Source organism: Serratia sp. H1w, from assembly GCF_000633355.1.
In the GTDB taxonomy this organism is placed as follows: domain Bacteria; phylum Pseudomonadota; class Gammaproteobacteria; order Enterobacterales; family Enterobacteriaceae; genus Chania.
The window spans coordinates 1-19,441 of the sequence record NZ_AYMQ01000048.1 but is presented as its reverse complement, the minus strand read 5'-3'; the positions used below and the strand labels follow the sequence as shown (position 1 = coordinate 19,441).

At 53.1% G+C, this 19,441-nt stretch carries 18 protein-coding genes; 1 reads left to right on the top strand and 17 read right to left on the bottom strand.

Annotation, left to right across the window (positions count from 1 at the left end; all coding sequences use genetic code 11):
- Nucleotides 1-22 precede the first annotated feature (22 nt).
- The 13 genes from tssA to tssB are packed head-to-tail and all read right to left on the bottom strand — an operon-like array spanning nt 23 to nt 14,721.
- A complete protein-coding gene (gene tssA / locus U869_RS0110335; protein ID WP_025123019.1) occupies nt 23-1,411 on the bottom strand; it encodes a type VI secretion system protein TssA in 1,389 nt (462 codons plus the stop codon).
- A gap of 5 nt (nt 1,412-1,416) precedes the next feature.
- On the bottom strand, nt 1,417-2,085 hold the full coding sequence (gene vasI / locus U869_RS0110330) for a type VI secretion system-associated protein VasI (protein WP_025123018.1): 669 nt from the start codon (nt 2,083-2,085) through the stop codon (nt 1,417-1,419).
- 2 nt (nt 2,086-2,087) lie between these two features.
- Nucleotides 2,088-2,870, bottom strand: a complete 783-nt coding sequence (locus U869_RS0110325) for a helix-turn-helix domain-containing protein (RefSeq protein ID WP_029988245.1) — start codon at nt 2,868-2,870, stop codon at nt 2,088-2,090.
- Nucleotides 2,867-5,470, bottom strand: coding sequence for a type VI secretion system ATPase TssH (tssH, locus tag U869_RS0110320; RefSeq protein WP_025123017.1), 2,604 nt, complete (start codon nt 5,468-5,470; stop codon nt 2,867-2,869). The genes U869_RS0110325 and tssH overlap by 4 nt, the downstream gene beginning before the upstream one ends.
- A gap of 9 nt (nt 5,471-5,479) precedes the next feature.
- Nucleotides 5,480-6,247 carry a type IVB secretion system protein IcmH/DotU gene (gene icmH / locus U869_RS0110315; RefSeq protein ID WP_025123016.1) on the bottom strand — a complete coding sequence of 256 codons (768 nt, stop codon included), beginning with the start codon at nt 6,245-6,247 and terminating at the stop codon, nt 5,480-5,482.
- Nucleotides 6,247-7,593 carry a type VI secretion system baseplate subunit TssK gene (gene tssK, locus U869_RS0110310; protein WP_025123015.1) on the bottom strand — a complete coding sequence of 449 codons (1,347 nt, stop codon included), beginning with the start codon at nt 7,591-7,593 and terminating at the stop codon, nt 6,247-6,249. The genes icmH and tssK overlap by 1 nt, the downstream gene beginning before the upstream one ends.
- A gap of 2 nt (nt 7,594-7,595) precedes the next feature.
- Complete coding sequence (tssJ, locus tag U869_RS0110305) at nt 7,596-8,102, bottom strand: type VI secretion system lipoprotein TssJ (protein ID WP_025123014.1); 507 nt, start codon at nt 8,100-8,102, stop codon at nt 7,596-7,598.
- Entirely contained in the window at nt 8,099-9,406 is a 1,308-nt protein-coding gene (tagH, locus tag U869_RS0110300; RefSeq protein WP_025123013.1) for a type VI secretion system-associated FHA domain protein TagH, read from the bottom strand. Before tagH ends, tssJ begins: the two co-directional genes overlap by 4 nt.
- Nucleotides 9,407-9,431: 25 nt before the next feature.
- Entirely contained in the window at nt 9,432-10,484 is a 1,053-nt protein-coding gene (gene tssG, locus U869_RS0110295; protein ID WP_025123012.1) for a type VI secretion system baseplate subunit TssG, read from the bottom strand.
- Nucleotides 10,448-12,268 (bottom strand): type VI secretion system baseplate subunit TssF, encoded by a 1,821-nt coding sequence (gene tssF, locus U869_RS0110290; RefSeq protein ID WP_025123011.1) that lies wholly within the window; start codon nt 12,266-12,268, stop codon nt 10,448-10,450. The genes tssG and tssF overlap by 37 nt, the downstream gene beginning before the upstream one ends.
- Nucleotides 12,268-12,708: a type VI secretion system baseplate subunit TssE gene (tssE, locus tag U869_RS0110285; protein ID WP_025123010.1), complete on the bottom strand. Its 441-nt coding sequence runs from the start codon at nt 12,706-12,708 to the stop codon at nt 12,268-12,270. The genes tssF and tssE overlap by 1 nt, the downstream gene beginning before the upstream one ends.
- 6 nt (nt 12,709-12,714) lie before the next feature.
- On the bottom strand, nt 12,715-14,196 hold the full coding sequence (gene tssC, locus U869_RS0110280; protein WP_025123009.1) for a type VI secretion system contractile sheath large subunit: 1,482 nt from the start codon (nt 14,194-14,196) through the stop codon (nt 12,715-12,717).
- Between the two features lie 27 nt (nt 14,197-14,223).
- The gene (tssB, locus tag U869_RS0110275) at nt 14,224-14,721 is read right to left on the bottom strand and encodes a type VI secretion system contractile sheath small subunit (protein WP_025123008.1); all 498 of its coding nucleotides are present in this window, start codon (nt 14,719-14,721) and stop codon (nt 14,224-14,226) included.
- 734 nt (nt 14,722-15,455) lie between these two features.
- Here tssB and U869_RS0110270 point away from each other — a divergent pair.
- A complete protein-coding gene (locus tag U869_RS0110270) occupies nt 15,456-15,974 on the top strand; it encodes an Hcp family type VI secretion system effector (RefSeq protein ID WP_025123007.1) in 519 nt (172 codons plus the stop codon).
- A 60-nt stretch (nt 15,975-16,034) separates the two neighbouring features.
- Here U869_RS0110270 and U869_RS0110265 read toward each other — a convergent pair whose 3' ends face one another.
- The 4 genes from U869_RS0110265 to U869_RS0110250 form a co-directional block, all read right to left on the bottom strand.
- Nucleotides 16,035-16,523 carry a hypothetical protein gene (locus U869_RS0110265; protein ID WP_025123006.1) on the bottom strand — a complete coding sequence of 163 codons (489 nt, stop codon included), beginning with the start codon at nt 16,521-16,523 and terminating at the stop codon, nt 16,035-16,037.
- Complete coding sequence (locus U869_RS30000; RefSeq protein WP_025123005.1) at nt 16,523-17,260, bottom strand: winged helix-turn-helix domain-containing protein; 738 nt, start codon at nt 17,258-17,260, stop codon at nt 16,523-16,525. Before U869_RS30000 ends, U869_RS0110265 begins: the two co-directional genes overlap by 1 nt.
- Before the next feature lie 356 nt (nt 17,261-17,616).
- A complete protein-coding gene (locus U869_RS0110255; RefSeq protein WP_025123004.1) occupies nt 17,617-18,267 on the bottom strand; it encodes a response regulator transcription factor in 651 nt (216 codons plus the stop codon).
- Between the two features lie 16 nt (nt 18,268-18,283).
- A complete protein-coding gene (locus U869_RS0110250) occupies nt 18,284-19,360 on the bottom strand; it encodes a hybrid sensor histidine kinase/response regulator (protein WP_157834729.1) in 1,077 nt (358 codons plus the stop codon).
- Nucleotides 19,361-19,441: the final 81 nt, after the last annotated feature.

Here is a 19,441-nt window from a genome sequence, read left to right as displayed (position 1 = left end):
CTCCTGTTTCCTTGCGTGCCCATCACGATTTGAGCTGCCGTTGCTTGTCGGCCAGCAAGGCGATCAACGTGGGTTCCCATTCGCTCAGCTGTATCTGCTGGCCCACTTGCAGCAGGCCGTGATAATGCTGCTGCGCCAGCGCCGTCATTCCCGCTTTTTCGAGTAGTTGGGCACTGAGCAATTGCAGGTAAAAACGATCCCTGGGTGCGGCTTGCTGCGATTGCCGATCGATCATCTGTAACGCGGCTTCCAGTCCTTGCTGTTGATAGCATTGCCAAATTTCATCCTGTTCAATAGTGTTACCTCCCCCTTTCGCGCCCGTATCCTGCTGTAACCAACTGGCAGATTCTGGGGAGAGGAATGGCGTCATGTCGGTAAAGCAGAGCGTGGTTAATGCTGGCATCCGCGCGATAAAGGCAATCAGCTCATCACGGATAGCCTGTGCAACCTCCGTGTACCCAAGCCGAATAGCGATCTGCGCCGAAAGCGCATGGCCATCCAACCAGTACGGTGCCAGCGCCAGGCTTTGTTCCACCTGTTGCCACAAGGCCAGATCCGCAGTGGCCACGCGCCCCAGGTAATCGGCCATCCGATCGACAGAAACGGCGGCCAACGGCGTGCGTCCATCGGCCTGCGCTATCGGCGGTGCGCTCAAACTGCCCCACAGGGCATGGCGACGCAGGCGGAAACCAATGGCCACGTCGGGGTGCAGTTCACACAGCAAATCCGCCATTTTCAGCAGCGTTTGCCGCCAGGCTTTATCACTGGAGCTATCAATGCTCAGGTTGGGGCTGATCGTTCTGGCTGAAGGAGCCGAGCCCGAATTGGACTGCGGGCGCTCTTCCTCCTGGATCACCGGTTCAACGGTGCGGGTTGGCATACGCGCATAGCTGACGCGCAGGCTATCCACCTCGGTGGCCAGTGCCGGTTCATCGCTGTGCCAGACCTGGGCCAAATGCGCCAACAAGCCTTGTACTTCCTGGCGCTGGTCATCCGTCGCCCGTTGGCTGAAGCTGTCGCTGGCGCTGTCAAATCGCTTGAGGATCTGCTGGGCAAAACGACGTTTATGCTGTGGGTTCAGCGGCCAGGCGTTAGTCCAGAAGTGCTTCACATAAGCGGTCAGCAAGGAGACCGCCAGCATCAGCTCGCCCGGTTGGCCGCCGTGCTGCAAGGTGCGCAACAGGTGCGCCACCAACCGGAAGTCTTTGCTTTTTTGCGACAGCAGAGACATCGCCTGCTGCTGCAGATCGTCGATATTCAGTGAGCTGTGGGTCAGCGAACCCACCTTGACCATCTGGCTGTCGATGTGCTCCCATTGCGGATCGTCGTCAGCCAACGCCTTTGCGGTCTGCTCGGGTGTCAGCGGGGCCAGCAATAATGCATGCCAGGGATGTTGTGACGTGCTATCCATAGTCCTCACCAATGACAGGCGTTACGCAGCGGTTTTAGCGCCGGCGTTAACTGCGAAATATTAAATGTCAGGCGGGGAAAACCGCCGTTTGTCCCGTCGATGGTCAGCGTCTGTGCCGACATCAACCGTTTGATCTCATCAATGCCCGCCAGGCCCCGGCTGGACTCCAGCAGATAGCCGTTTTCACGCAGGAACCACTGCACGTTAAACCGGTCGTTATCCGCCGTTAACGTTACCGCACCGTCTTTTTGCGGATTGACCAAGGCGATCTGCAAGCGCGTAATATTGTCGATGCAGCTCAGCATCAGCACCGGCCGCGGTGGCTGCATACCCAGCGCTGGAGTAGTCAACACCACCTGCGGGTTGTCGCCCTGCCCCTCGCTGATGAGAAACGCCGTCGAGTTATCGCGGCGGCCCTTTTCCTGCGCCATCGCTCTCTGCCAGGCTGGCCCGGCCTGTTGCTGGCCGCTGTTGGCACCGCTACTGCCCGCTGACAGCGCGTTGTCATAACAGTCCAAGCGCACCAATGGCGAGTTTTCACTGCGGCAGCTCATCACCAGCGCCAAGGTATGTGCATCCCCTTCGGGTTGTGACAGCGCCAGGCTAGTTAACCACTCGGTGGCAGAATGACTGCCGGAAACCAGTAACGAACCGATCAATAACCACGTATTCATAGCTAACACCTGTATTTCGCCAACTTGTAACCGAGGGTGCGCGTTGTGATCCCCAGGCTGTCCGCGATGCGGTTTTTGTCATTGCCGTACAGACGCTGGCGCTGCGTCAGTACCGCGGCTTCGAATGCCTCCACTGCGCTCGACAGGTCGTCTATCTTGCTGTAATCGCGTGAGAGTTCCGCCGAGGTGGAGACATCGGCGGTGCTCAACGAGACCATCAGCTCATCCAACTGTTTTTCACGCACCTTGAACATCGCACGCAGTTGAGCCAGTTGCGTGCGCAGGTGATCCATCTCTTGCAGCTTGTTGAGGCGATGCTGAAAAACCTGGCAATAAATGGCAAACATGCCGCGGCTGTCGACGAAGCGTTCAATATCCTCGGCAAAAACGGCAATCACCCCGCAGGCCCGTTCGTGAAAATCAAACAGCGGCACGCCATACATGCTGCAACCGTTTGGCAGCGTCTCTATAAAACCGCGAAAGCCGTCATCTTCGATGCGCACCCCGCGATCGAGCGCATACCAAACTTCGGGTGCGCCATTACGCAGCACCCGCACCAGCGGGTGGTTGATGTCTTCGATATCGGCTTCCAATTTCACCGTAGCGCGCCGGTTGGCATCGGACAGGCGGAGGCATTCCAACTGCCCTTCGCTGGCGTTGAACATCGCCACCATCAAACCGTCAAAACCATGACGGTGGTGATCCAACATCAGAAAGCCATGGACCAATTGTTCGACCGAATCGTTTTCCAGCAGAGCCAGTAAGCATTTCAGCCGTTGCCTCATAGCGCCTCCTCGACTTGTGCGGTGAACGCATTCCCCTCCGTGGCGATGCGAATATGGCTAATCACCGAACCTGCCGCCATTTTTTGTAATAGCAGTAAGGAAACCGGTGGCAGCAGCGCACCGTCGATAATCGACTCCAGCATGCGCGCACCATTCTCTGCACGGGTGGCACGCAGCAGGATCTCTTCAATCACCTCAGGCTCAATCACCACTTCGGCGTTAAAGCGCTGACGCAGTAGGTTATCCAGGCGTTTGAGTTTGCCGTGGATGATAGTTTGCAGTGTGTCCTTGCCCAGTGGCAGGTACGGCACCACTTCCATACGCGCTAACAGGGCAGGTTTGAAGAAGGCTGCCAGCTCGGGATAGAGCAACTCGCCCAGCAGTTCCGGCTGTTCGGCGTGATCGACAATAGTCTGGTAGCCGAGGTTGGAGGTCAGGAAGAACACTACATTCTTGCAGTCGATGATGCGGCCTTCGCCATCGGCCAATTCCCCCTTGTCGAACGCCTGATAGAACAGGTTGAGCACGTCGGGATGAGCTTTTTCGACTTCATCGAGCAGCACCACCGAATAGGGTTTCTGACGGATCGCTTCGGTCAATACACCACCTTCGCCATAGCCCACGTAGCCCGGAGGTGAACCGATCAGGCGCGATACAGTATGCTTTTCCTGGAACTCAGACATGTTGATGGTGGTGAGATAGTGGCGGCCACCGTACAGCAGCTCGGAGATCTGTAATACCGTTTCGGTTTTACCGACACCGCTTGGCCCAACCAGCAGGAAAGCTCCCATTGGGCGACCAGGGCGGCGCAGGTCGGCTCTGGCGGTCAGCAAATGTTGATGCAGGCAATGGATCGCAGTTTCCTGGCCTTTGATCTGCTCACCAAGATAGGTTGGCAGCTCAGTCACCACCGCCAGTTCGCTCTGCGACAGGCGGTTCAACGGCACGCCAGTCCACTCGGCGATCACCGCCGCGATCTGATGTTTATCCACGTGCGGCGAAACCAGTGTCTGATGCTGTTGCAACTGCTCCAGCTCGGCACCCAGCGCCGCCAGATTAGTGGCTTGTTCCTCGTTGGCACTTTCTTCCTGCGTCAGCAACTCTGCCCGCAGGGCGATAATCTGCTGTACCAACTGCTGCTGGGTTTGCCAACTGGCGTTGAGAGCTGCCAATTGCTGTTCGATATCGCTGCGCTGTTGCTGCAACACGGATAAACGCTCATCCGGCTGGCTCAGGTTGAGGCGCTGCTCACGCTCCAGCATCTGGATTTCCATCGCCTGCTGGTGCAACTGGGTTTTCAGTGCCGAAACCTGGCGCGGTGCCGAAGTCAGGTTGATCGCCACCCGCGCGGACGCGGTATCCAGCACGTCGATCGCCTTGTCCGGCAGTTGACGGCCTGATAGATAACGATCGCTGAGTACCGCAGAAGCCTGTAGCGCCTCATCGTCGATCAGCACGCCATGCGCCTGTTCATAGATGGTGCGCAGGCCACGCATGATCACCGTCGCCTCTTCGGCACTCGGTTCAGAGACTTTCACCAGTTGGAAACGGCGCGACAGTGCAGCATCTTTCTCGAAGTATTTTTTGTATTCGCTCCAGGTGGTGGCTGCAATGGTTTTTAGCTCACCGCGCGCCAACGCGGGTTTCAGCAGGTTGGAGATATCCAGGCCACCCTGTTGGTTGCCCGCGCCGATCAGCGTATGGGCTTCATCAATAAACAGGATGATCGGCGTGGCCGACTGGGCAACTTCCGCCATGATCCCTTTGAAACGTTTTTCGAACTCACCTTTGACCGCGGCACCCGCCTGCAATGCGCCGAGATCGAGCGTCATCAATTCGCTGTTGCACAGTTTTTCCGGCACCTGGCCGTCCACAATGCGCAGCGCCAATCCCTCAATTAAGGCGCTTTTACCCACACCGGCCTCACCCACCACGATCGGGTTATTCTTGCGGCGGCGGCACAGGATATCGATCATCAGGTCGATTTCCTCATCGCGGCACAGCACCGGGTCCAACGTGCCTTTGCGGGCCTGTTCGGTCATGTTGCTGGCATAGCGCGCCAGCAGGCTTTCACCATTGGCGGCGGCTGAGCCGGTTTTATCGCCCGCTTTAGTCACCTGCGGCGCTTCCGCCGAATCTGCCGTCCAGTCAGCGAAGTTCTGACGCAGCAGTTCGCGGTTAACCGGAGATAACAGTCGGCTGGCAGCGGGCGTCAGGTAGCGCAAAGGGCTTAACAGCAGGGTCAACAACATCACCCCACCGCGCAGTTGGCCATGTTCCATTTCGGTGGAAGCCAATAGCCAACTGTCCTGCAACCACTCCACCAGCAGCGGTGAGAAACTTGGGTAAGCCTGCGTGACCGACTGATAGCCGGAAATACGTTGATCGAGTAACGCCCGCAGTTCGTCAGTTTCCACACCAGCATGGTTGAGAATCAACCTGACGTCGCTTAGCGGGGTGGCAATCAGCTGCATCAATACCTGGGAAACCGTAATCTCAGCTTCCTGCTGACTGACACAGTGCGCCGCGGCCGCTTCCAGGGCATGGCGGGCGATGGGATTAAGGCGGTTTACCAGCGTGGGCAAGTCAATTTGAATCATCTGTGCTTCCTAGCTCAATAAATTGTTTAGCTGCTGCAAAATATCCTGAGTCTGGTTATGCAGGTGGATGGCATAAAACAGGTAAATTACCGTCAACAGGCCTAAACCACCCCATAACACATGCTTGATGGTCAAACGCTTACTCAGGTAGTAACGGCTGCCGAGACGACTCTGTTTCTGGTGCAACACCGTCGGCGGCGCCTCGCCGCGCAGCTGGATCAATTGGTGATGCAAACGGCGGAACAGCCGTTCGAAATCCTCACTGTTTTGCAGCGTCACCTTGTAGCGGCCGCGATAGCCCAGGCAGAAACACAGATAGATGAACTCCAGCAGATCCTGATAACGCTTGGGTTCACCCATCAGGCGTTCCAGCAGCACGTAAACCTTCTCGCCGCCCCAGGTTTCATTATGGAAATGCACCAGCAACGACTGCTGTAACCAGCCATTTTGCGTGTTCCAACCTTGCCCCAATGCCGTTTCATCAATGAAGGTGCAAAGCATATAGCGGAATGAAACGATCGCCCCTGGCTCATAGCCTTTGGTTTGCAGGAACTGCTCGATGGCGCGGATATCCGTGACCACCTGCTGATAAAGCTGGTCCGGCAGCGGTTGGTTTTCCATGTCCTTCAAGCGCAACACCATACCGAGCAACGGCGTGGCGGCATCCACCATCGAGTTCAGGCTCTCACCGCGCAGCGGGAGCTGATATTGCCGATATGCGGTGACGGTTTCCGTTTCAGGCAGCGCTGGGTTATCCGTGACGGCATGTATTTTCATTAGCTGCTCCTAATCGCCCAGAACTGCATATCCAGCTCTGGGAACTCGCCCGAAACGTGGAAGGCAATCGCGTTGCTTTGCAACAGATCTTTCCAGGCCGGACTTTGCCGATCCAACATGAAGTAGGTATAGCCGGAATGGTAAGGCAACTGACGCGGTGCGGCGGAAAGCGGCGTCAACGGTACGCCAGGCAGTTGCAGGCTGACCAGTTCGCGGATTTTGTCCAGCGAGGAGATCTTGGTTTGCTGCAAGAAGAGCCGCCGCAGTTGTTCCTGTGGGATCTGCGCCCGTACAGCCAGCACAAAGTCGGCGCTACGCAACAGATCGCTGTCGTTGATCGTCGCCACACGAATGCCGTTGGACTGCGAATGCAACTGTACCGAGATGGCGCGCGGGGTCAGCACCGTGCTGAGCGCTTGACGCATCGCCATGAACAGCGGCTGGAAGCAGTCCGTCAGGTTGTCGTGGTTATAGACAATAAAGCTGCCTGCCAGGCGTGACTCATCGGTGAACGTGCGCAACTCACCGCAGGTTTGCACCAGATGGCTATAGAAATCCTGCGGGTGCAGCACTGCCTGATGGGACAGATGGGTAAACAGGGGCTGCGCCCGGTTAAACACCTGCAACATCATAAATTCGGCCACGTCGGCAATCCCCTGCTGGCCCGGCGAACCAATACGTTTGGCCAGTAAACGCGCACGTTCTACCAAGGTGCCTTCCACTTCATCCATAAAGCCTTTCAACTGACCAGAGGCATGCAGGGTGGTACAGGTAGGAATAAACTCGTCATCCAGGATCAGCGAACCATCAGAAAGTTTCTCTTTGATGCGGCAGACCGGCAGCACGGAATAGGCGCTGAGATCCTCGGAGCCCTGCATCAAACGCGGCGCCAACTGGGCCAACAGCAACTGGCTGACATCGCCGCCGTCAGTATGTAAATCACGCACGTCATCGGTATGTTCGGCGTAACGGATTGCCCCAGGCATCTGGCTGTGCTCGCTGGCCACTTCATTGATAGTGTCGTTAAGCATCGGCAACGCCAGATAGATATCGCGGCTAGCTGCGTCATTACAGTTCAGTACGTCCAACGGCTTGGGCGAGCGATCCTGGTAAGGGATATCAAACACCGTGCCATCAGCGGTGCAACCGCTGGCGTTGGTGAGGCCAATACGCCCCAGCTTCAACAGCTCCTGATTGATCAACAGCGAGTGGAAGCCATAGGTGTAATTGGTCAGCCCGGTAATACGGCGCTGCAGCTGATAGTCGTTATGCCTTTGTTGTTGTTGAAAGTGTTGTGGCTTAATGAACAGGCCTTCGCGCCAAATCACTCGATTCTTGGTCGGCATGGTTATTCTTCCTCTTTCCTTAAGTCGATCTCATCCGTTTTAACGTGGATCAGCACGCCATAATTATGACCAATATCATTGATTTTGATGATTTTTTTCCACTCAGCACGATCAACATCGGCATAGTAGACAATCACCCCCAGATAGTGGGTCTTCTCTTCCAGTTCAATGGACGGTAACGGTTTATATTGATTCGGCAGCAGGGCGTATTCCTGATGGTCGATGTAGTTCTTGCCGAGCGTTTTCTCCAGCAAGTCGCTGCTGAGCTGGTCATAGTCGGCAGCCAGCAACTTGGAATCATCGCTCAGGTACACCACCGCAATTTGGGTCGGCGTGGCCTCACCCTTCTCATTCGGGTTGATATTCCCATCCGCCAGCAGCGTTAACCGCAGCGTAGAAGGCTGCTCGGTGGCGCGCTCCGGTTTCTGGTTTTTCCATAACGTGCATCCTGACAGCATCAACACCAGGCAAAACGCAGTTGTCAGAAAGTAACCTTTGCCACGGATCATCGTTCGCTGTCCTTCATCCCTTGGCGCAGCGCCTGGTCGTAAGCCTGCTCATACACTTCACCAAACAGCTTTTCAAAGCCCTGCTGGCGGCTGGAGGCCAATTCCTGGTAGTAGTTTTTGTACATCTCCCAAGCCCAGGCGGAATCTTGATCCTGACGCTCGTTGCTACGCATGTAGTGGCTAAAGCGCGTCAGCAAGCGCTCGGGGGAGAAGGCTTCCAGCATGGTGTTCAACGCCTGGGCAATCGCCTGTTGGTTGGCCTGGTGGTGCAGACGCAGGTTATGCAGGCTTTCGGCCACCGCCGCCGGAGCGGAAAGGTGTACCGGGCTTTTTTGATCGGCAAACAGCAGGCTGAGCGTGGTGTCATAATCCATGTTCAGACGCAGCGGGTTATCTTCGATCGGCCTTAAATGTTTATCCCGCAGGCCATGCTGGCTACGTTGCAAGGCCAAGAGTCCTTCAATGGCGGCCTTTAGCGTTTTACCGGCCTCCTCAAGGAAGTCATTGGCTTCCTGGGTGTTGCGGATTGGCAGTTGCGCACCAAAACCCCGCATCAGCGGCGTGATTGCCACGTGCTGTTGATCCATCTTGCTGTCTGACGATGGCTGTTGGCCGGAAAGAAAACTGCTGATTTGCGGCAGATCGATAAACTCCTGATCCATTGCACTGTCCTTGGCGATATCAGAAAGTGGGGAAGCAAAAAGCGGGTCGCGATAGCGATCCTGTTGCAGCGAGTGATCAGCGCCGAGGTGCGAGGTGACCAAAGGTCCGTTCATTGTCAGGCTTTCGGTTTCCAGCACCCGCAGCGGATCGTGGCTGAAACCGTCGGCAACCGTGGCGGCCAGATGGTGATCTTGCTCATAGCGGGAAGCCTGTGTACTCCCCCCTTCCATCATCGCTTCCAGCGGGTTGCTGTAGCTGGAGACCAGCGATTCCGGTGAGACCATCAGCGGATCGATCATATCGGCGCTCGAGCGGCCGATATGGCCCTTGATAGCCAAATTGCCCACGGCGATTTCATCGCCTTGCTGGAGACGCACAAAACCGGAGTTGGGGGTTTGCAGCGACTGGTTGATACTCACCGTGCCGTTGAGCACCCGCAAGCAGAAGGAACCATCGCGCCATTCAATGGCAAACTGCGAAGGGCTGATATTGCCGCCCTGATCCTGAATAGACCAATGGTGGCTGGCGTCACTCCCTACGATCCCACCCTGTGCGTTAAACAGGCTGCTGGCCGGTTTGCCACTTTCCAATTTGTCGCTGTTAACTACCCGCAATGATAGCGTCGGTTGCTGTTTATCCATGATCTCTATTCCTGAATCCTGATGGTCATTCCATTACGCTGATGGTTACGTGGGGTTGTTGCTCGGGCAGCCCGAGGAAGCTGGTCCAACCCAGCAGGTTGTTCTGTTTGGTCCCCAGGATCATGCCGCTAACCTGCTCTTCAGCCAGCCCCAGGCGTAAATCCCACGAGAACTGGTCGCGCATGATGAAGGCAACAAACATCACTAACGACTCGTAGTTCGCACCGTTAGGCAAAAATGACAAAAACTGCTCGCGCGTTAGCTGGTTGATACACAGCAAATACTTACCGCTACGATCGGCTACCTGCGATCCCAGAGAGAAGTTGACGCCAAGCACCGATTTCCCCTGATATTTCTGGCCGCTGACCTTCACCCGCCTACCCAGGCGATTTTGCTGGTCTGGGGCAATGCTAACCTTACGCATCTGCCAGCTTTCCAGACTCACATCCGTCAGGTTGAAGCAGTGTGCAACCAGGTTGCTAATCACTTCCGGGGCGCGCCCAGGGTTGGCCAGCAGGCCGGCATACGCCAGCATTTTGCCGTGGTGGATACGCAGTTTCTTGCGGATCACATCGTTACTTAACCCCACCAACGCAAACATGCGCTGTGAGACTTCATCGTTACCCCCCTCGTCAAAGCAGATGTAGTAGCGGTACTTGCGCCAGATCTGATGTAACAGCGTTAGCAACCGGTGGTTGAACACGTTGAGAAAATCCGTCAGGCGGTTTTCATTCTGGGCATCTTCCCAAGCCAACGAGTCCAGGTAATAACCAGGCAACGGCGACTGGCTGCCATGCAGCCCGAGGAACGAGACTTCCAGCTCAAACTGACCGCGAACAGACTTCTCAAGCGCGATCACGTCCCGGATCGGGAAAGCCAGACTGGCGGTAGATTTAAATCGGATCGCTTCATCGGCGGGCCGAATTGAGCCGGGGGATTTTTGCCACGCTACCGCCATTTGGTTGAGCAGCTCGACCAATTGGTAAAAGTTATAACGTGAAACATCCAGCGCCGGCTCACGCGGCGCGTCATCAGCATCGCTTACATCAACGCATGTTGACCTGTCTGTACCGGCCATTGGTAGCATTCCTGATTATCAAGATTGATGACTTTCAAAAGGTGGAACGAGTTGACGCTGGCGTATAGGGAGAAGAAGCGTGCCAACACCGTACCAAACAGGTAGAGCTCACCTTCGGAACCAAAAGCGCTTTGCTCCAGCCACAAGGTGCTTTGCAGACCTCTGACCGGCAAGCCACGGAACAATCTGTCGATAGGCTGGGTCTCGATGCGCGTAATGGCATCCAGTTTCTTTTGCGATGACCTGGCGGATTGGCGGTTGTAGACACTGGGGAAATCATAGGTCCGCAGGATCTGTTTCAACGAATCCTTGTCTAATAACGACATATAGTTCAGCGACATATTCGACAACAGCGACCATTGCAGGCCACCATCCAACACCGGATGCAGTGGCACCGAAGGCCGGGTGATGTTGCGGAAAGTGGCAAATGATGGACCTGCACCTGACCGATTGTTGATATCACCCACACGCAGTGCCAGCGGCAGCTCACGGTTGGTACAGGTCATGCTGACGGACACATTCTCGTTCGCCAGTGCCACCTTGCTCTCATCACTGCGCACAAAGGAGAGGTAGTGCTCAAAGCCTTTGCGGAACAGGGAGTTCTTGACGCGCAAACGGTAATAGAGCACGTTGCGCTCATGCGCAGGTTCCACCTGATGATGGAAACTTTCAAACGCCGGGTAGGTTCTACCCTCCCCGCGCCCGCTACCCTTGATATCGCCATCCTTGCTTAACCAGCTATCCACCCGATCCACCGAGAAGATCTCGTAGCGCTCGGGATACTGGTAACTCGCGCACAGCGGGTATTCGGTTTGCGTACCATCCAGGGCTATCGCCTCGCTGTCGCACTGGAACAGATTCACCGCAGGGGAGCAGTTCAGTCGCAAGGTGGTTGGCCGTATTTTGGCATCTGGCGGTAACGGCTGAGAGAAATGCAGCTTCAGGGTAAATTCGCTGGCTTTCAGATGGGTTGGAAAATCTTCCACACCGGTAACGTCAAAGAACAGGAAGCCTTCCGGGAAGCAGAAATACTCCTGCAGGATGCGATAGCCGACATAGGCATTTTTCGGGTAGGGCAACAGCGCATCTTCACGTTCAAAGCCGACCTGTTTGAAATCGAAGTCCGGCATCGGAATGGTGATACCGTTAACCACCAGATCGGCCCGTTCGAAGTAATGACTGATCCAGAAATAAAGCTGGCTGCTGGTATACTCGTCCTCACCCAGATAGAAACGCAGTTTATCAAGCCGCAATTCCTGCATATTCAACTCCGCCTGTGCGCCGAAGTGAATACTCAAAATGCCTTGCTCATTGCTGTTGTTGACGGAGATATCCTGGATGCCCATCGGGAACAACCAGACATCCCGGCACAGCGCGAAACTGCACTGTGGCCCCTGGGGCCTATCATCTTTGTGCAACGATCCTCGTTCCGCTCGTTGCACAATGGGTGTGCTGTCAAGCTGGGAACCGCGCGGGATCAGCGTCGCTTCAGTGATCGCACCGCCGTTGGGCGTATATTCGATCACCGTCATGCTGGGGACTGGCCGTAAGTAGTTTGGCCACAGCATATTCAGCAAGCCATGCGTCAGTTCTGGGAATTGGTCGTCAATCTTTTCGCGCAGATTGCCAGTCAGAAAGGCAAAGCCTTCCAACAGACGTTCAACGTCTGGATCGGAACCTTGTTCGGATAAAAATGCGGCAAGATGCGGCCGTTCGATTGCGGCATCCCGCCCTAATTGCCGGAGGTAATCCAGCTCATCCCTGAAGTACTTTTCGAACGACATTATGCTTCCTGGTTAAGGCAGTAGCGGCGGTTGCTGTCCAGTTGGATATTGAACTCAACCACATCGCCGATATTGTCGAAATCAACATGAGCACTGATATGAAAACTCAGTAGCAGTGGGTCCCCTTGATCCACCAGGGAATGAACGTTAACCGCAGAAATTCTTGGCTCGTAGCGCTCAATACACTCCTTGATGGCCTGTTCAATACTTTTGCGAAAATCCGTCGTGGTTGCTGTGGCATCATTGAGATCAATAACCCCCAGACCGGCAGCACTCTGGCAGGCTCCGGGGCGCGAATTGAGGACTTCGTTCAGATGCTGCTTGATTGAGATTAATAGCTCTTGAACACGGCTATGAGAGGAAGGGCCCATGCCCTTCCCCTGAATACGCTCAAACAAACTGGCAGAACTGCCTCGCTCCCAATTAAGAAGCGCAGCCATCGTCTGTTATTCCTTATCCAAACGACCAACCAGCGAGAGTTCGAAACTGGCTCCCATGTATTTGAAGTGTGGACGCACCTGCATCGCTACCTGGTACCAGCCCGGATCGCCTTCGACATCCAACACCTGGATCTGCGCAGAACGCAGTGGGCGGCGGCTTCGAACATCGGTCGGTGGGTTTTCCTGATCGGCAATGTATTGCTTGAGCCAGATGTTCAGCTCACGCTCCAGATCCTGACGCTCCTTCCACGAACCAATCTGCTCACGCTGCAACACTTTGATGTAGTGAGCCAGACGGTTGATGATGAACATGTACGGCAGTTGGGTACCCAACTTGTAGTTGGTCTCCGCCATTCGGCCTTCCAGGGTATTTGGGAATACCTTCGGTTTTTGTACCGAGTTAGCCGAGAAGAAGGCGGCGTTATCACTCCCTTTACGCATGGTCAGGGTAATGAAGCCCTCTTCCGCCAGTTCGAATTCACGACGATCGGTGATCAGCACTTCAGTAGGGATTTTTGCCTGAACCTGGCCCATCGCCTCATACAGGTGAACCGGCAGGTTATGCACCGCACCACCGCTTTGTGGCCCAATGATATTTGGACACCAGCGGTACTTGGCAAAGCTGTCTGTCAGGCAGGCTGCCAACAGGAATGCGGTATTGCCCCACAGGAAATGCTCGTGATCCTTGCTCACGTCTTCGTAGTAGTTGAAGTTCTTGATCGGATTTTCAGTGGTAGAATAAGGCAGACGCAGCAGGAAGCGTGGCGTTGTCAGCCCCAGGTAGCGGGAGTCTTCAGACTCGCGCAGCGCACGCCATTTGGTGTGTGCCGGTCCTTCGAACACGGACTTCATGTCTTTGATGGCAGGCAGCTCGGTAAAACTGTTGATACCAAAGAAATCAGGCGCAACGCTGGAAAGGAATGGTGAATGCGCCATGGCCCCGACGGCACTGACGTATTGCAGCAGTTTCATATCCGGCGCAGTGTTGCTAAACGCGTAGTTACCGATGATGGACGCAGTCGGCTCGCCGCCAAACTGGCCGTAGCCGGATGAGTAGACATGCTTGTAGAAGCCGGACTGGACGATTTCTGGTGAGAACTCAAAATCTTCCAGCAGCTCTTCTTTGGTCGCATGCAGGATATTGATTTTGATGTTTTCACGGAAATCAGTACGGTCCACCAACAGCTTCAGCGAACGCCATGAGGATTCGATTTCACGAAATTCTTTGGCATGCAGAATTTCATCCATCTGGGCGCTGAGTTTTTTATCCAGCTCGATGATCATTCTGTCGACCAACAGTTTGTTGATCGGCTCTTCATTGCTGCCGGTATCCAGGATGGTGGCAATAAATGCCGCTACGCCCTGCTTGGCAACGTCGTAGCCGTCATTCCCTGGCGTCATGCGAGTCTGAGACATAATCTCATCTAGCAGGAAAGTCGCGCTGGCAGGTTCGGCGACAAAAACTGCGTTTTCTTCATGTAAAGACATACGTAAAATTCCCTCTTTCCGTCTCAATTATTTCTGATTAAGAATGTCCAGTTCCTTTAGCAACTGCTCGCGCATTTCTTCATTGCCAAGGAGATCCTGCAGACGAGAACGGAAGGCAGGGATATTGCCCAATGGCCCCTTCAACGCAACCAGTGCTTCGCGCAGTTCCAGGATTTTCTTCAATTCAGGGACATTTTTTGCCACATTATCCGGTGAGAAATCGTCCAGAGAGTGGATCGCCATTGACACCGGCATTTCTTCCTGGCCTTCACCTTCCAAGCGATTAGGCACGGCGAATGACAAGCTGATATTGGCTTCGTTCATTACCGAGTTGAAGTTGGTTTTACTGATGGAAATCACTTGACGCTCCTCGATCGGAGTGTCTTCACGAGTTCCCTTAAGATCGCCCACTACCATCAGGTTCAGTGGCAGTTCAATCTCTGAGGTTTGATCGCCCGTATTGGGAACATACTTGATGTTGATCCTTTCCTTGGGGGCAACACTGCTTTGATTATTCTTACTCATCACTCGTCCTTTTAGTCACAATAAGCAATACCAGCTAATGTTTGTTGAATGTGCAGCCAAAAATGACATTCAGGTATCATCCATGCTAATAGAGTCGGCACCATCTATTCATATAATAAATCTATCACCGCAAACCGAAAAATATCCCTTTCCAGGCTGTCTGCACCGAAATCTAATAATTATCCTACCCCGCATCGAAAGTTCAGAATAATCCTAAATAGCACAGAAAGCTTCCAACCAGTTAGCCTCCGGCCACGGCAAAACCGGACAAACCCTGCATTAGCATAGCTTCACTGAATGTATCGTCCCCGATCTTACCGGTAAAAGTCTATAAATTTTTCTTCACTAAGATCTGTAGGAATAAATCACCCTGCGTGGGCAATATTTGCTTATGATCATAAAAAATATTTTTCAATAAAAAAATTTTAACAACAAAAACATGATGTTATAAAATAACATAATTTTTTAAATTATAGTTCACAACCAACACATAGTTATCATCAATAGTTAATCCAGCATAAAACACCAATAATACAAATATTATAATCATTTATACCATTAGACATGCGAATAAATTTTGTAATTTTGTGGGCAGCTTGGCACTTGGCAAAGACCTGATTATAGTGATGGCCGAAGTGAGAAGTGGGGCAAGTAACATACGGGATCGTTAATTAACGGTTATGTGTGCGACTAGCATTGAGTTATTACTAAGCTAACTAGCAAGGATCTTTAAGATGCCAACTCCAGCTTATATCTCTATCACAGGGAAAACCCAGGGTAATATTACCGCCAGCGCCTTTACCGCGGAATCTGTTGGTAATATCTATGTTCAAGGCCACGAAGACCAGATGCTGGTTCAGGAATTTGAACATATCGTCACCGTGCCAACCGATCCACAGTCTGGCCAGCCGTCAGGGCAGCGTGCGCATAAGCCTTTCCGTTTCACCGTGGCTTATAACAAAGCCGTTCCATTGCTGTATAACGCATTGGCCTCCGGCGAAATGCTGCCAACGGTTGAACTGAAATGGTACCGCACCTCTATCGAAGGTAAACAAGAGCACTTCTTTACCACCAAACTGGAAGATGCCACCATCATCGATATCGACTGCAAAATGCCACATTGCCAGGATCCAACCAAAGCTGAGTTCACTCAGTTGGTTCGCGTTTCACTGGCATACCGTAAAATTACCTGGGAACACAACACCGCCGGGACTTCGGGTTCTGACGACTGGCGTGCTCCAATCGAAGCCTAAGGCCAGCCTTGGTTTCGTCAACAGCCAATCGAAAGATTGGCTGTTCTTACATCCGCCCTGTTACACCCGTTTGCTGGCGCATACCGCCACCGGGAAGATCATTTCGCGCAGTTCATAGCCGCCGTTGCCGACCGGGGTAATCGCCAGATAGAAGTCCTGCTTATTCTCAAAAATCAGCTCATTGAACAGCGCGTCTGGCACAGTGTTGACGGTGGCGTAATTTTCATCATTGATTTTTTTAAGGTGATAGTAGCGACCATAGGGCGCACTGGTGTAGTTAAAGTAAATCTTGCGATTGACGTTATAATTCACCCCTTCCTTGCTGAGTACGCCCCTGACAGACAGCATGCCGATATTATCGCTGACCAACATCAGAGAGAGGTCAGCTTCGATCTTGCTTTGGCTGGCGAGATCCTCAAAATAGACCTCCGTATCGCACTTGAAGTATCGCCCCCGGCTTTCCATCGTCAGCAGATAGGCCAATGCTGACACGCCTGACAACAGTATGCCGATCAACAGCCACACCATCTTTTTGTTGTTCATAGCCATCAAACCACTTTTATGCTGTAGCAATGATCATAATTTCCACCATGCTCATTGCGACACAAAGACAGCATTCTGAATCGGTTGGTGCTCTGTTCCTCACCGCTGAGATAGAAAAACACGTCATAACGATCGTATTCACAATCGACGTCATGCTGGTTTATCACCTGCATGACCAGATCAATGTACGCCTGGCGTTTTTTCTCAGGGATCTCCCGCAGCGTTTTCAGTACACAGCCTTTATACCTATAAACAATTTCCGGTTGAGTATTGGCAATCTTATTGCCATACAGCGAGGTAAACAGCGCCAACAAAGCCAGCATACAGAGTGCGAGGCTGATACAGACTAGCCTGACGGATCGCTGTTTCGTCACCGGTGGTTCCTGCACCACCTGCGCTGCATGCCCTTCCTCTTTGACCAGCACAACCTTATGGTTACGGTTCAAGGAGAAACCTTTTTTGGGCTCGGTTTTAATCAGATCGTTCAGTCCGGCCAGCTCTTCCAGATGCTTGCGCAATATACTGATATGATTGTTGAGGTTATTATTCGACGCCGTGAGCCCATGTTCTGACCAGACGGTATTCAGCAAATGTTCCCGAGTCACGCCAGTAGGGTTGTTCAACAGTTCACAAAAAAGCCGCGATGAAATAGCGCTCAGGAGCAAAGTCTTATTATTGAGCTTATTGGATAGCAAATACCCTTCAGAATCAAAGAGTAAACTATCGTTGATAATATATATCACTTAATCACCTGCTACTTTTCATAATATGACTAAATAGCTGCGTTTAATAGGGCTATAAGAGGAAGTCATTCATTTTACTGGGCAGTGCCACGGCAATATCATTCACCAGTCAGCTTTTTTTATCAAGTATTATGCCGCCGTAAGATTATTTACGCTTAAATAAGAAACAGCAAAACAAAATAAAATAACTATTTATTAATCATTAAATCTAATTGGCGAATCAGTCATGGCGTGGAGACCCCATTCCTTAGTCAACTATTTCTTACAAAATATAATAATCAGAATTTAAATCTATATTATTATATTTTACCAAACTAAAATTCCAGGTAGCCGTGCCAGACCTTGTTGCCAAACTATCACTCAAAAATATGGTTTCCCATGCAAAAACGGATCAGTTCCTGATTGCTCTCGACGTTCAGCTTGCGCATGGCGGAGTTCTTCTGCAGGCTCACCGTCTTGGCACTGCGATTAAGCCGTGCAGCGATTTGCACAATGGAATCGCCTTCCACAAAATAGCGTAAAACTTCAAACTCGCGTGGGGACAGGCTATTGATGCGTTGCTGTATAAACACCTCACGCTCATCGCTGCGGCCATCGCTCTGGAATGAGGCGGGATAATATCGGGTGTTAGCCCTGACTGCCCGTAGCGCCGATTGAACCTCAGACAGCGGGTCCTGTTTGAAGATCACACCCGCCACCCCGGAGTCATAAAGCGCAGACACGATCATCGGATTAGAGATCATCGTCAATACCAGGATCTTGACCTGCGGGAAATTTCTGACCAAGAATTCGACGTAGCGTAAGCCGTCTTTGTGCACTCCATCGCTAGGCATGTTGTAATCGGTGATCACCACATCTGGCGGAGTAGTTTTGAGATAGCGAACCAGTTCCTCGCTGGATGCAAAGGTGGCCACCACCTCGATATGCAGAGTTTGATTTAAAAAGTCTTTCAGACCAGCCAACACCACCTGGTGGTCGTCCACCAGCACTACGCGTAATGTTTTCATAGGCCATCTTCTTTTATCAGGTTGACGCGATGTTGTGCAAAACCTGCCGTATTTCAGCGACGATCGCCGGCATTCTCGCCTTCCCTGGTTCATCCAGACCCTGCGTTTGTACCTGCCACTCAAGTGCTGCCATTTGCTCCGCCAGCGCCCGATGTTGCGCCAATGCCAGAGCAGCACGCATGCGGTGTAACGCCGTAACCACCCTGTCGGCATCGCCGTGTGCCATCCCCTGCTCTAGCTGGCGCATATCATCCTCCATGGTGCTAAGAAAAATAGCGCGGTGTTTGTCGAGCACGTTGGGTTCTACGTGTTGGCAATCTCTGTCATTGTGACTCTCATGTTGAGTATGGTCATGGCGGGCATATTTGTGCAAGATTTCAACCAAGGTACTTAACTCAATCGGCTTGACCAGCCAGGCACTCATGCCAGCTTCAACACAGCGACGTTCCTCATCCAGCATCGCATTGGCCGTCACCCCGATAATTGGCACTGTCGCCCCCTCCGCGCGCAGCTTGCGAGCCAGATCATAGCCATTCAGATAAGGCATGTTGACGTCGGTCAGCACCAGGTCGTAGGGCTCAATATCCCACTGAGCCAGCGCTTCCTCACCATCGCCAGCCAGTTGGACCTCACAACCCAACAGCTCGAGTTGTCCCTGCAACGTGAGCTGGTTTAGCGGATGATCTTCTGCCACCAGCACGCGAACGTGAAATTGCGGCAGCGCCACTTCGTGCCGTTCACGTGATGGTTGACCATGCAGCCGTTGACCTATGCCGTAACCTATGCTGCTTAGGCTGTATGCATCCACCTCATCGCCATCGGTCACTTCACCGGATAAATAAACGGTTAACATTGGCCCCTGCCACTCAATCGGTTCACCTGGCAAGCTTCGCTGTACGTTCAGTAAAATAGCCTCATCATATCCCGGTAATCGGCGATCGAGGGCTGGAGCCGCTCGCGCCCCCCATAAGCGCAGCCAACCACAGATATTTTCGCTCAGTTCCGAATGCGGCGAGCGTACCAGGACGGTGGCACCAGCCAACTGCGGCTGCTGTTTATCAGCCATGGCGTCAACGGCAAGATCCAACGTCACAGAAAATTTGCTCCCCAGTTGGGGTTCACTTTGCAGTTTTATTTCCGTCCCCATCATTTGCTGTCAATACCGATTGAATTC

Coding starts and splice junctions, on each gene's coding strand:
- tssC (WP_025123009.1), bottom strand. CDS start 14,196: ATGTCTTTACATGAAGAAAACGCAGTTTTTGTCGCCGAACCTGCCAGC.
- U869_RS0110325 (WP_029988245.1), bottom strand. CDS start 2,870: ATGAGGCAACGGCTGAAATGCTTACTGGCTCTGCTGGAAAACGATTCG.
- tssE (WP_025123010.1), bottom strand. CDS start 12,708: ATGGCTGCGCTTCTTAATTGGGAGCGAGGCAGTTCTGCCAGTTTGTTT.
- tssB (WP_025123008.1), bottom strand. CDS start 14,721: ATGAGTAAGAATAATCAAAGCAGTGTTGCCCCCAAGGAAAGGATCAAC.
- tssJ (WP_025123014.1), bottom strand. CDS start 8,102: ATGATCCGTGGCAAAGGTTACTTTCTGACAACTGCGTTTTGCCTGGTG.
- U869_RS0110265 (WP_025123006.1), bottom strand. CDS start 16,523: ATGGCTATGAACAACAAAAAGATGGTGTGGCTGTTGATCGGCATACTG.
- tssK (WP_025123015.1), bottom strand. CDS start 7,593: ATGCCGACCAAGAATCGAGTGATTTGGCGCGAAGGCCTGTTCATTAAG.
- icmH (WP_025123016.1), bottom strand. CDS start 6,247: ATGAAAATACATGCCGTCACGGATAACCCAGCGCTGCCTGAAACGGAA.
- vasI (WP_025123018.1), bottom strand. CDS start 2,085: ATGAATACGTGGTTATTGATCGGTTCGTTACTGGTTTCCGGCAGTCAT.
- tagH (WP_025123013.1), bottom strand. CDS start 9,406: ATGGATAAACAGCAACCGACGCTATCATTGCGGGTAGTTAACAGCGAC.
- U869_RS0110270 (WP_025123007.1), top strand. CDS start 15,456: ATGCCAACTCCAGCTTATATCTCTATCACAGGGAAAACCCAGGGTAAT.
- U869_RS0110255 (WP_025123004.1), bottom strand. CDS start 18,267: ATGAAAACATTACGCGTAGTGCTGGTGGACGACCACCAGGTGGTGTTG.
- tssF (WP_025123011.1), bottom strand. CDS start 12,268: ATGTCGTTCGAAAAGTACTTCAGGGATGAGCTGGATTACCTCCGGCAA.
- tssA (WP_025123019.1), bottom strand. CDS start 1,411: ATGGATAGCACGTCACAACATCCCTGGCATGCATTATTGCTGGCCCCG.
- tssG (WP_025123012.1), bottom strand. CDS start 10,484: ATGGCCGGTACAGACAGGTCAACATGCGTTGATGTAAGCGATGCTGAT.
- tssH (WP_025123017.1), bottom strand. CDS start 5,470: ATGATTCAAATTGACTTGCCCACGCTGGTAAACCGCCTTAATCCCATC.